The following is a 12,671-nucleotide window of genomic DNA, read 5'->3' as shown; positions in this document are numbered from 1 at the left end:
CCCGGTTCGTAAAAAACCGGCAGGAAAACAGCCGTTTCCCTAAAAGGCAAATGCAGGGAAACGGCCGGCAGATTATTTCAACAGGCAAATAAACGAATCAGGCCCTGCGGCGGCGCATCATTAAAACGGCCATTCCCAGCAGGCTCAGAGAGGCGGTGGCTGGTTCCGGAACTGCCGCCACGTAATCAATGTACAACCCGTCTTTCGCATCCAGCACCAGTTTGTACTGGCCCAGCGTATCGGCTCCGGCTACAAGGTCTCCATCCGCAGCCGTCAGCGCCTCTCCATTTGTGCCCTGGATCGTTCCGGCAGTAACTTGCCACGGATTACCCCATTTGTTCAGATCGAAATCCGTAACGCCGTTCAAATCAAACAATTGGCGCCGAACCACTTCGTAATTGGAACCCGTACCAAGATCCAGCGTGGCGCTGATGCTCGTAGTGCGTCCGTTCCCCTCCATTCCGTGATAGGTATTGGAGGTAGAAAGCTTCATAATGCCGGAGAAGCCAAAGTCCAGGGAGGACCCCTCCTGGGGGGCGAATTGGGTACAAACGATCAGAGTCCCGTAAATTTGAGAAGCTCCGTAGAAATAGGAGGTGCCCACGGTAAGAGTAGATCCTTCCTCAATATGGAATACGCCGTCAAACCTCCTGGCCGTACCGTTGGCCGTCGCATCGGACAGCGTCACGGAGGAACCATTGGTGATGACAATAGTCTGATTGCCGTTATTGAACATACTGCCTTCGGTAATATTCACATGCCCGTTCAGAGTATACGTATTGGCAGCGGCAGCACTTATATTGCCGGATGGGACGGAGGCCGGTGCGCTGCCCGTACCGCTATCAATCCAGTTTCCGGCCGTGCCCCATGCACCGGATTCTCCCCCATTCCAGACAAGTGAGGCCGCAGATGCGGAACCTATCATTACACCGCAGGTACATATTAATAATGTTTTTCTTATAGTTTTAACTTTCGTTAGAATGAACAAAAGTACAGAAATACCGTACGGCTGGTTCTTAACGAATTTGGAATCCGTGAGCAGTCAGAGCCGCCGTCAAAGATGCCTATGATAGGGAATATAAGGATAATAGGGGCAATAGGGCAATTTTGCCGCCCCCTATTATTCCTATCATCCTTATGTTCCCTATTACCCCTAACCAACTTTTCCACAGATTTTTCCTTTGACTTCGGATTCCAAATCCGTCTTTCGTTTAATTGACTCGTAACACTCTTATGGATAATTTTTTGCACTTGTTTCCAAGAAACAATTCCCTGACGTGGATATGGTACTCCCACGTGGAAAAAGAAAGCTCAAGGGCAATGTGCCGGTTCTTTTAACAAGAAACAAGAACCGTCTCATGGATAGGAAAAACGAGATGCATGGCATAACGAAGAAAAGGATTCCGTATTTCCGGCCGTCTCATTTCCTACTCCCAAGCTTCTTTATCAATACGGCACTTCTCTCCACAAACCTGCTCCGCAGGCCTCTTCCTGCTTAAAACGTAATGCCTTGAACAGACAGCTTCAGATAAAAGAGAAACAAGAATTCCAGGCACATACGATTGTACTTGGCCCAGCAAAACCACCGGAATCCGCCCTTTCCTTCCGGAATGGGCCGTCCGGGAATTCTCCGCTGAATTCCCGGACGGCGGAGGCTCACGCCTGGATGGAGGCCACCATGGCGGACAAGTCCTCATCGTACACGAACTTGCACTGGTCTCCCCGCTGCTTGAACAGTTCAAACAGGCGCCCCATGTCCGTCTCCGGAACAGAGTGGCCCAAGGCATCCAGGCGCATTTTTACGGCGTGCCTTCCGGAATGCTTGGTCAGGGGCAATTCCGTCCTTCCCCACCCGATTTCCTCCGGATCCATGACCTCGTACGTGCTCCGGTTTTTCAGAACGCCGTCCTGATGAATGCCGGAACCGTGGGCAAAGGCGTTTGCCCCCACCACGGCCTTGGAACGTGAGACAGGCATGCCACTCATGGCTGCCACCATGCGGCTGGTGCGCACCAGCTCCTTCGTACGGATTCCGGTCTGCACGCCGGAAAAGAAGTCCGGGCGGGAATGCAGCGCCATGACGACTTCCTCCAGAGCGGTGTTTCCCGCCCGTTCCCCGATGCCGTTGATGGTTCCCTCCACCTGCTGCGCTCCCGCGCGGATGGCCGCCAGGGAATTGGCTACGGCCATCCCCATATCATCATGGCAATGGACGGACAGCCTGGCGCGGTTCACGTTGGGAACGTTGGATTTCAGGTAGGAAATCAGTTGGTAGTATTCCTCAGGCATCGTGTACCCTACCGTATCCGGAATATTGACGACGGCAGCGCCCGCATCAATCACGGCCTCCACCACTTCCGCCAGGAACTCCGGTTCTGTGCGGGACGCGTCCTCTGCGGAGAATTGCACTTCCCCGCATAATCCGGCGGCCATGGTGACGGCCTTGACGGCCATGTCCCTGATTTGCCCACGGCTTTTTCCCAGCTTGTACTTCCGGTGGATAGGGGAAGTAGCCACCACCAGATGGATGCGTTCCCGGTCTCCGGCAGCCTTCAGCGCTTCATGAGCGGCTACAATGTCCTTTTCCACGCAGCGTGCCAGCCCACAGATGCGGCTTTTTTCCGTGCGTTCCGCCACGGTCCGGACGGCCAGAAAGTCACCTTCCGAGATGACGGGAAAGCCCGCCTCAATAATGTCCGCTCCCAGGGCTTCCAGCTGCATGGCCACCTGTATTTTCTGCTCCACGGTCATCGCCGCGCCGGGGCATTGTTCTCCGTCTCTCAGTGTCGTATCAAAAATGTGTATATGTTCTTTCATTACAGTAAAAATGTTAAAGGTTCATTCCTTTGGAAACTGCGCACGGAATACGTTCCTCTTCCGGAATCATTCCTTTGACGCAAAATCAAGACCAGCCGTTTACTTCCCTCGCGCCGGAACGGCTCACCGGCGCATATCAAGATATCTTCACGGACTACCGTCCGAGAAGTAGCAATAGACGACCTTGCAGGAACAGGGGATTCATCTTGCTTATTTTTACCGTAGTTCCGCCCTGAATGGGCAGAACGGATTAAACGATGCTCTTTATCCGTACTTCTGTCAAGCCTACTAATTCTCTATGATCTTGTCAGTTCTACTTCGTCAACTGGACTATTGGAAAATAATATAATTCCGACATAAAGAACTGCCCAGCTGACACTAATTCAGCTGGGCAGAGCATCTTTCTCTTTTATCCGTTTCCCCCAATAGGTTTCAATCCACACATCCGTAAGGATGCGACATCGTTCATCTATAAGTACCACAAATAACTATTATCTAATTCAAACACCTATAAAGGATAATTGAACTGTAACAATTAAGTGAGTACATAAGAAAGAGAGGAACACTCTCTAGACATCGGGATTATGATTGAAGAGTCTAAATGTGTCAACCCTCCAATGAAAAAATTGTTCCTATTAGGGGATACGGAAAATATGGTTTGACAAAAGTGCAAATTCTCCCTAATAAGGAAGTGCCGAAGCAAAAAAGAGCAAGGTACACCAATACCTCACTCTTTTCTTTTTGAACACGACCTCGTACAGAAGTTGATATCAGAGTTGCTAAACTATACTCGTCTTATACAAGATTCCTCCGATGATGTCAATTCGGCGAACGAGGTACAATCTCACAAACATATGTTATATGCTCGATATATTACAGTGAAGCAAGGATGTAGCTATCCTACATCTGTCTTGGAAATCGATAAAATTTACCTTGTTGGGTTAAACAACGAGAGAGTCCTCTTTGATAAAGAAGTTGTTCATGAATTTGTCAAAAAAGGTCTCATAATCCGAGTGTACAAAGAACCGTATTATCCAAAACTTATTGCTGTCACAGGTCCAAAGGGAGAAAAATATGTGCGTTCGGAGCCAAACGACACGCCTAATGACAATCTGTTACGATTGCCCAGAGCCTAGATTGAGTAAATCATCCATAATTCAGCGGCTTATTGCTATTCACGGCAATAGGCCGTTTTTACTCCTTGCTCTATGGGCTTAATCCTCTACATCTCCTGATGGGAACGTATCTCCTGGATGGAGATGGACAAGGAGGCGCGGCCGCGGTACACGTTGCGGTCAATCGTAAAGGCGATGTCCCACGGCGGTTCCGGGAGTTCCCGCTCCGCTCCGTTGAAGAAGATGGCGTCACGCTCCACCATCCCCTGCCGCATGAAGAGCTTCAGATGGTTGGTTCCCACGCGCTTGGGCGGTTCCGTGGGGAATACGTCGGAGCTCATGAAGAGGGGCTGGGGATTGGAGTTGCCAAAGGGTTCCAGCTTTTCATAGCTGTCCAGCAGGTCAAGCGTCAGCGCCTGGAAGGAGACTTCCATGTCAATGTTCAGCACGGGGCTGCGCTGTTCCTCCGTGGTGGTTTCAGACACGTACCGGTTGAAGGCCCGGCGGAAGTCGTCCATGCGGGATTCCTCAATCACCAGGCCCGCCGCCATGTCGTGGCCGCCACCGGAAACCAGCGTATCCGCACAGTGGTGGATGGCCTGCACCAGGGACACTCCGGGAATGGAGCGGCCCGACCCTTTCCCCACGCCGCTTTCATCAAAGGCGATGACGAAGGCCGGCTTGTGGTACCGCCTCATGAGCTGGGAGGCCACAATACCCACCACGCCGGGATGCCACGCGCGGGAACCCAGTACAATGACATTGTCCCGTTCCGGATCAAAGGAGTTATGGAGCATTTCCACCGCATCCGTCCGGATGGCTTCCTCTTCTTCCTGCCGCTTGCGGTTGTGGGTGTCCAGCATCTGGGCAAGCTGCACGGCCCGCCGATTGTCCATGGTCAGCAGAAGTTCCAGGGCATCCATCGGGGAGTCCATGCGCCCGGCGGCATTGATGCGGGGGCCTATCCTGAATCCCACATGGGCGGCGCTCAGGAAGCCTGCATGGTTGGCGGAGTCCGAGGGGCGGATGCCCGCTATTTCCGTCAGGGTTTTCAGGCCCGTATGGCGGCTGTGCGCCAGCCTGCCCAGCCCGTGGCGCACCAGAATCCTGTTTTCCGCTACCAGCGGGACGATGTCCGCGACGGTAGCCACGGCCACCAGGTCCAGATAAAGTTTCAGGTCAAAGGTTTTCAGCTTCCTTTCCTTCAGGAGGGAGTGCGCCAGCTTGAAGACCACGCCCGCGCTGCACAGGTAGGTGTACGGGCTGTTTTCCTCAATTTTGGCATTGACCACCGCCACCGCATCCGGACGGCCCAACGGCCCCGCTTCATGGTGGTCCAGAATGATGACGTCTATCCCCTGGCTGTTGAGCATGTCCACTTCCTTGACGGAAGAGGTGCCGCAGTCCACCGTAATGAGCAGGCTGGGTTTTTCCGCACATTCGGAGAGGCAGCGCTTCATGCCCGCCTCACTGAGGCCGTAGCCCTCCCGGGAACGGACGGGGATGAAGTACTGGGGGTCCAGGTCATAGGACATCAGAATGGCCCGGAGAAGAGCGACGGAGGTGACGCCGTCCACATCATAGTCTCCGTAAATACACACGGTTTCCCCCTCGTCCACGGCCTGGAAAATGCGTTCCACGGCGGCTCTCATTTCCCCCATCAGGAAGGGGTCGCTCAGGTGGGAAAGCCTGGGGTCCAGAAAGAGGTCCGTCTCCGGCCCTCCGGTGAATCCGCGCTGAAGCAGAAGCTGCTTGACCAGCAGGGGCAGTTCCGCGGGAAACGCTTTCAAGACCGGATCATCCTCCCTCACGGAGGGGCGGAGAGTCCAATGAAAGCCCGGTGTCATAACAGTATTTTATCCCGGCGTCCAACGGGGTCAAGGTTGTTTCCGCAACAGGCTGTCAAAGCCGGGAAAAAGCGGCCTTCACGCCGCATGGCTCCATCTGTAAAAACGCTCCGCCCGGTTTTTTTCCCGGACGGAGCTGGAACAGACGGAATCCGCGCCTGAAACGGCTATTTCTTGGACGTGAAGATCACCTCATTGATGATCGCGCCCGGCTGGGGGGCCTTGTACGTCAGGCGCACGGCGGAAGTCCCGGCGGGAATGGAAAATTCGGAGAATCCGGGAGAGGCGTTCCTTTTGCCTACCGGAGTCCAGGAGCCTTCGCCCCGGCGCGCCTGAACGGCAAAGGCGGCAGATCCTACCACTATTACCTTGGTGGCCCTGGGATTGTCCAGGTTGGGCACGATCACATCCAGCGGGCCGTCGGCGCGGTAAACCGTTTTCAGGTTCCGGTCACTCAAGGAGGCCAAGCTGGTTCCCGGGTCGGAGGGAGGCACATCGAATTTGAACATGTTCAGGATGACGTCCTGTTCCTTTCCGCTTTTGTTCACCAGTTTCATACCCTTGATGCCCTTGGGAAGCTGATTTGCCCTGGCAATGAAGTTTTTGCCCTGTTTGTCCAGCTTCTGCACCACGGGCTTGGCGGAGCCTTCCACATCCAGCTCCACTTCCGCCCAGGAGTTAAGGTCGTCACGCTCCAGGTTGATTTCCAGCCAGGTGGCGTCCGTGGGACCTTCCAGCTGCAGGGAAACGAATTCGCCGGGCTTCATCTTGTGCGTCTCCATCACACGGTTGATTCGCACGATTTTGTCAGATTTTTGTACGGAAACGCCTTCCAGTCCCGCCACATTGGAAGAGGCCATGGCTGAAGGGGGCGTATTGACGGCGATTTCCCGCACGGCGGTCCACACGGCCCGGCCGTTGTCCGTTTTTTTCGGTTCAATAACGCGGTAGCGGACGGCCCGGAGGGAAACGGGGTGGGGAGCCTGCCATACCACCTGTCTGCCGGAGGTTTCCGGCCCCAGCGGCTTCCATGTCTTCATGTCCCGGGAGCCTTCCAGCTGCCCCTTGTCCACATAGTCGCCGTCCTTGTCATTGCGGCCCATCAGCACCTCCACGCTCCGCACGGGGACGGGCATGCCATAGTCCACGCCATACCAGTCTCCCGGCTGACCATAGGAGCCGGAATGCCAGAAGGTGCCGCGGTCCCCGTCACAGAAGAGTTCCGCCTTGTCCATGCTGCCGCCCTTGACCAGCGGCTTGGGGGAAAGGGCGGGAGCGCCGGCAAGGGAGGGAAAAACCTTTTTGGAGACGATGTCCGCCAGTTCATTGACGGCGGGCGTCATCACGCGGGAACCGGTTTTCACCACGGAGCGGTACAGCTGGCCTTCCTGGTTGTGACGGCGGGAAATGCCATCCATGGCCGCCAGCGCCTGCGTGGCCTTTACCAGATCCGTCACGGCCGCCTTGGGATTGCTGTTTTCCAGGGCGACCACAGCGTGCTGCCCGGCAATTCCCAGTTGTTCAAAGGCGTCCACCCAGGCGCCGATTTCCTTCATGAGGCGGGGATTGTCCGCCTTGGCCCGGATCACGGGCGCAGCGGCGGCCATGCGTGCGAATTCCTTTTTGAGCAGGTCCGCATCAGCCTTCACCACCTTGCCTTCCCGGGCGGCTTCCAGTACGCGCTTCACCACGGGCTCTATCTCCACGGATTCCTCACGACGGTAGCCGTGGCCGTTGGGTCCCTGGTCGGAGTTGTGGTTCACAAAGACCTGCATGGCCCCCGCGGCCTGCGGAAACAGGCGCACGACACCCTCCTTCCAGGCTTCATCCGACTTGAACCCGTCGATGTTCCAGGCGTAGTCGGCAATGCCGAATAGAGTTACCTTGGAGGCTTCCGGCTTGTCCATGGGATTGGAGACAAGCCCGCTCATGGATTCCCGTGATCCGGATTCCTGAGGCAGGCCGTAGACGCGGCCCATGCACAGGTTGGAGCGGCAGTAGTCCGTAACGGGGAAGTTCCACCAGACATAGGACGGCCTCTTGATTCTCTTGTTCACCCATTCCTGGCCCTCCAGCGTGATGTCATGGCACACGGAGTCGCCCGTCCACATGATATGGACGGAGGGATCAAGCTGTTCGCCCAGAATGTCCAGATAGGTTCCCGGCTTGGAATCCGACCAACTGCGGTTGTACTGGGTGGGACACATGACCAGGGGAGTGACGTCCTTCTTGGCCTTGACGAATTCGTTGTTGATCTTGTTCAGCAGCAGGGCCTGCTTGTCCGCCTTGGTGCCTTCCCCGAAGATGTCGTCAAAGAACACGGCGAAGGAACGCACGCCCAGCTTGTACATCATCTCAAATTTTTTGATGACGTTGTTCATGTCTTCCTCCGTCCATTTGATGTCCTTGCCGGGGTGGATGGCCCAGACAAAGTCCACATGGTTTTCCCTGGCCACCTTCACCAGTTCCTTGATCTGGGCGGCCTGGTCCGCGGGATAGGGGTCCCGCCAGTGGGGGGAGGAGTGGTAGGGATCGTCCTTCGGCCCGTAGATGTAGGTGTTCATCTTGTTCTGGCCGTAAAAGCGCAGCTGGCTTAAACGGGCCTCATGGCTCCACGGAGTACCGTAGAATCCTTCCACCGTTCCGCGGAACTCAATGTCCGGCCAGTCCGTAATTTCCCCTACGGGCAGCGTCACGCCTTCACCGCCGGTTTTCGTTCCCAGCTGCCGCAGCGTCTGCATGGCGTAAAACGCGCCGCGCTCGTCATGGGCGCCTATGCCCACTTTTCCCTGCGGGGAGATGACCAGCTTGTAGGCCCCGGATTTCTCCGGAACGCCGTTCAGCAGCTTGTTTCCGGCCGTCCTGGCGGAACGGATCACCACGGAAGGCTTTCCGGAGAAAGCAACCGTCTGGGAGGAAAGTTTGGACTGCTGGGGAGCCGGATACACGGCGGGCGCCGCCGCAAAAGCGGAACCGCCCAGCAGGGTCGCCACGCTTAAACCACATTGGAGAAGTTGAAAACCGTTCATGATGATGCGCCATAATGGAATCAGAAAATACTTTCCACCTCAAGAAAAAACCGTCCATTCCCATCCGGCACTATGTCAACAAAGAACAAGCGCGGAGGCCTGGACGGACGCACCGTCCAGGCCTCCCGGAACCTTTCCCGGAGCACATCAGGATCACGGGATAGCCTCCGGCCTTTTTCCATGGGAAAGAGGAGCCGGAGGGTCTTTTAGGATGCCATCAATAGGCGTAACTCACCCCGGCATTAAACCGGTGCGCCACAGCCTTGTCCCTTCCCTCAAACTCGTATCCCGCGTACGCCCTCCAGCGCGCGTTCAATTGCAGCGCACTGGCCACGTTCACCCTCACCGCATTCCGGTCGGGCGCGGTTCCCCTGGCTTCCCAACGGTAACCGTTGAGCAGGCGCAGGGCAGGCGCGCTCGGGTTTTCACGGTACACATCGGGCAGGTAGCTTACCGCCACGCTGTTGATCCACTCCCTTCCCTTCAATTCGCTGCGGCAGGTCAGGCCCACGCCCACAGGCAGGGACAGATTTTTCAAATGCCCTTTTTCAAAACGGCTCGCGTCCCATCCCGTCTCCGTGAACGATCCCTGGGTCACGTCCGTGTATTCCAGCCCGAGCATGAAATCCACCGCCAACACTTCACTCACCCGGCGGCTCCACTTCCCGTTGAGGGTGGCGGCCAGGGTACGGTTGGTCCATTTTCCGTGGGACCATCCGCCGGTATGGAAGGAATTCATCCTGTTGGCCGTCCAGCCGTAGCCCGCGGAACCTGTCAACATGAGGGCGTCCTTCCTGCCGAGGTCCTTGTACCATCCTCCATAAAGCATGGCGATGCGGGTCTGCTGGCCGATGTCTCCCACGAAGCTGCGGCTGTACAACCTGCCGTACAGGTCGCCGAATCCCAGGCCCAGGATGGTATTCTTCGCCACCCTGCGGTCCGCTCCCACGGCATATCCGCCGCCGTTGTAGTCGAACCCGTCCCGGGCGCCTTCAGAGCCATGATAGAGGAAATCCCCCAGGCCCTTGACCCAATAGTTGTTTTCCGGCCCCGTCAGGAAGCGCAGGGCGTCCAGGCTGCCGAGGGCGGCGCCCGACACGCCGAGGGCGTTGGAGGCGGAGGACCACATGGAATTCAGGGTCATGTCACTTGCCAGTTCGGGCAGGATGTCCTGGATGATCTCTTCCCCCGGCGTGGGCGTCCAGACAAGCCGGAGCTGTTCGGCAAAGCCGTCGCCGTCCGCGTCCAGCCACTGGTGGCTCCAGGTGCCCGTGTAGGCGTAGGGACTGTCCACATGCTCGGAGCCCGTGGCCAGAGAATGAGGGCCGGAGAAATCGCCCTCATGCGTCTTGTCCGAGTCCGTAAGCACCACGAAGACGCGCTCCTGCGCCCAGGAGTTGTCTGCATAAAAATAGTCCGCGGATACGCTGTTGTCCAGAATACCGATGGAACCGCCCAGCGTGAAGGAATTCGCAGCGGAAATGGAAATCCCGTGGGAGGACTGCGGGGAAGAAGCTCCCGGAAGCTGTTTCTGCATGTCGAAGATGAAGCCGTGGGAAATATCTACGTCCCGGGCATTGATGAAGGCGCTGGTTCCCGGACGCAGGACGATATCCGCATGGGAGACGGTGAAGGAGGCGGCGTTGACCGTGCTGCCGCCGGTGATTTCCAGAGTGCCGTTCTGCAGGGTCATGGAAGTATCCTCCCTCAGGTCGGAATTGCCGAAGACCACGTTGTGTTCCAAAACAAGGGTACCCCCGTAAAGAGTGGTTTGTCCCTTGAAGTTGTTATAACGGCTGGCAACCAGATGGGAATCTTCCCCCTGGTAGAGCTCCCCGCTGAAGACGACTGTGCCGCCGGTGGTGCGGGGATTGTCGCCGTCCGTGTACCGGTTGATGGAAAAAGCAATGTTTTCCCCGCTGAGACTCAGGGCCGCACTGGTGACGGGATCATTGAAACGAACCTGCCTGCCTTCGGCTGCGGCCAGCTGGATGCTCTGATCGCCTCCCATATGGATCGCGTTGGCGATGCCGTTTTCCACGGAGAAGGAACCGTCCGCGTGCTGGGTAAACGTGCCTCCGGTCATGTTGCCGCTGAAAAGGACGTCACGGGTCAGGGCCAGGAACTGGCTGGAACTGCCTGCGTAGCTGCCCTGCACAAGAATGGCCCCGCCTTTGGTTCCCGCGTAATTTCCGGTGAAAGTCGCGCCGTCCTGCACCGTAATGTTGGAATATCTTGATGAAACTATGTAAATCGCTCCTCCGGAGCATACGCTATCGTAGGAGGGGCCGGCGGAAGAAAAAACGTAATTCCCGGTGAACGTCGCGCCGGGCCCAAGAACCAGCGTGGAAGTTTCCGAACGGGATGATGATAAAAGAGCAATCGCTCCGCCGTTGCTGTAACGGCCGGAAACATAATTCCCGGAAAACACGGCGTTGGCGCCCATGACAAGGCTGTTTCCACCGTATTTGGTGCTGTCCGGCATGACGACGTAAATGGCTCCCCCGGAGCCGCTATAGCCTCTTGAAATATAGTTGCCGGTGAAGGTGGCGTTGTCTCCTATAACCGCTGCGGAACCGGTTGCCCCGTACACATGAATCGCTCCTCCGCCGTTGTTGGAAGCGTAATTCCCGGTGAATACGGCGTTGTTCCCTAGGGTCAGCGCAGCGGTGTTGCCGTGTGAGTGCACGCCAATCGCTCCCCCATTGCCGGCAGCGTGATTATAGGTGAACGTCGCGTTGTTTCCCATCGTCAGCGCGGCAGCCGCGGATGAATACAGGCAAATCACCCCTCCGTAGCGGGAGGCAGAACCGCTGTCGGAACTGTCATTTTCCGTAAAAGTGGCGTTGTCGGAAATTTTTAAGGAGATGGGAGCAGAGCTGGAGCTGCCGAGGTAGAGAAACACTCTGGCCGGAGCGTCGGAAAAGACGACGGATTCCATACCCAGCGTGTAATTGCCTGTGGCCGGATTAAACAAAGGCGCATTTCCCAATCCGGACAGATCCACCATACGCGGCGTCTCCGGATCACTGGAGCGGAAGTTGACCAGAACGGGCAGACTGGAAGTGAGGGTGGAATCGTCGTTATTCAGAATGACCGTGTCTCCTGCTGCCAGGACTCCGGCAGAGGCCAGTTCCGCCAGAGTCTGGTACACCTTCCGGCCAGGGTCGGAGGGCCGGGAGACGTCCACGGTATAATCCGCCCCGGAAGCGGAGAGGGACAGGAAGAAGCCCGCAACGAGGCTGCGGCGCAATGAAACAGGAATCGTAATTTTCATAAATATTTGCACGTTAATGCATAGCAGAAAATAACAAATTAGTTATCCAGCAGCAATAGCAAAAAAACCGCTTTGAGTCATCTTCCCGGCACCGAAACTCTCCACTCTTCATTTTTAAATGATTGCGGAGAATCACTTCTGTCATTACGGCCGACGCCATCCGCGGACTTTGCCACGGCCGGTATTATTCTGCGCCTTCAGGAGAGCGGGACATGTCCCCTTTTGTATTTTGCAATCCCGTCCTTTATTGTTAGAATACGCTTCCCTACCCCTTCCTTCCCAATGGATTTTTTTATTCTTCTGCTGGTGCTCGGCCTGCTTTCCGGAATGGTCTTCACGTTTGTGAAGGCTTGCCAGGTCGTTTCTCTGGAACAAAAAGTCAGAACGCTGGAAAAGGAGGTCACCGGACTGAAGGAACGCCTGGATTCCCTTTCCTCCCCGCAGAAAGCCCCGGAGGAAAGTAGAAAGATCCTTCCCACCCCTGCGGCAAGTCCGGTGCAGGCCGTCCGGACGCCTCCCGCCGCCGTCCCGGTACGGGTACCGTCCCCCGCCCCTTCTCCTCAAAACAGCCCGCAGACCGCCAGGA

6 protein-coding genes and 1 pseudogene are annotated in these 12,671 nt (G+C 56.3%); 2 read left to right on the top strand and 5 right to left on the bottom strand.

Translation table 11 applies throughout. The features are described 5' to 3' along the window. Positions 1-97 precede the first annotated feature (97 nt). Both LIO64_RS10245 and LIO64_RS10240 read right to left on the bottom strand, forming a co-directional pair. Complete coding sequence (locus tag LIO64_RS10245; RefSeq protein WP_290549347.1) at positions 98-925, bottom strand: PEP-CTERM sorting domain-containing protein; 828 nt, start codon at positions 923-925, stop codon at positions 98-100. Positions 926-1,656: 731 nt separating this feature from the next. Beyond that, positions 1,657-2,817: a 2-isopropylmalate synthase gene (locus tag LIO64_RS10240; protein ID WP_290549346.1), complete on the bottom strand. Its 1,161-nt coding sequence runs from the start codon at positions 2,815-2,817 to the stop codon at positions 1,657-1,659. A gap of 854 nt (positions 2,818-3,671) precedes the next feature. Between LIO64_RS10240 and LIO64_RS10235 the strand changes: the two genes are divergently transcribed. Next, entirely contained in the window at positions 3,672-3,953 is a 282-nt protein-coding gene (locus LIO64_RS10235) for a DUF3892 domain-containing protein (protein ID WP_290549345.1), read from the top strand. 86 nt (positions 3,954-4,039) lie between these two features. Here LIO64_RS10235 and recJ read toward each other — a convergent pair whose 3' ends face one another. From recJ to LIO64_RS10220, 3 genes are all read right to left on the bottom strand, one after another. Continuing rightward, positions 4,040-5,722 carry a single-stranded-DNA-specific exonuclease RecJ gene (gene recJ, locus LIO64_RS10230; RefSeq protein ID WP_290549344.1) on the bottom strand — a complete coding sequence of 561 codons (1,683 nt, stop codon included), beginning with the start codon at positions 5,720-5,722 and terminating at the stop codon, positions 4,040-4,042. Between the two features lie 224 nt (positions 5,723-5,946). Next, positions 5,947-8,808, bottom strand: coding sequence for a beta-N-acetylglucosaminidase domain-containing protein (locus tag LIO64_RS10225; RefSeq protein WP_290549343.1), 2,862 nt, complete (start codon positions 8,806-8,808; stop codon positions 5,947-5,949). 217 nt (positions 8,809-9,025) lie between these two features. Next, complete coding sequence (locus tag LIO64_RS10220) at positions 9,026-12,085, bottom strand: autotransporter domain-containing protein (RefSeq protein WP_290549342.1); 3,060 nt, start codon at positions 12,083-12,085, stop codon at positions 9,026-9,028. A 282-nt stretch (positions 12,086-12,367) separates the two neighbouring features. On the opposite strand from LIO64_RS10220, the pseudogene LIO64_RS10215 reads away from it, so the two are divergent. Continuing rightward, positions 12,368-12,671 (top strand): annotated as a pseudogene (locus LIO64_RS10215) (hypothetical protein); the annotation flags it as partial.

Source organism: Akkermansia sp. (assembly GCF_020860705.1).
Taxonomy (GTDB): Bacteria; Verrucomicrobiota; Verrucomicrobiia; order Verrucomicrobiales; family Akkermansiaceae; genus Akkermansia.
The sequence above is the reverse complement of the archived record's forward strand: the minus strand, read 5'-3'. Positions and strand labels throughout refer to the sequence as shown.

What these genes read in the sequence shown, in the direction of transcription:
- LIO64_RS10240 (WP_290549346.1), bottom strand. Translation starts at nt 2,817, where the DNA reads ATGAAAGAACATATACACATTTTTGATACGACACTGAGAGACGGAGAA.
- LIO64_RS10245 (WP_290549347.1), bottom strand. Translation starts at nt 925, where the DNA reads ATGATAGGTTCCGCATCTGCGGCCTCACTTGTCTGGAATGGGGGAGAA.
- LIO64_RS10220 (WP_290549342.1), bottom strand. Translation starts at nt 12,085, where the DNA reads ATGAAAATTACGATTCCTGTTTCATTGCGCCGCAGCCTCGTTGCGGGC.
- LIO64_RS10235 (WP_290549345.1), top strand. Translation starts at nt 3,672, where the DNA reads ATGTTATATGCTCGATATATTACAGTGAAGCAAGGATGTAGCTATCCT.
- LIO64_RS10225 (WP_290549343.1), bottom strand. Translation starts at nt 8,808, where the DNA reads ATGAACGGTTTTCAACTTCTCCAATGTGGTTTAAGCGTGGCGACCCTG.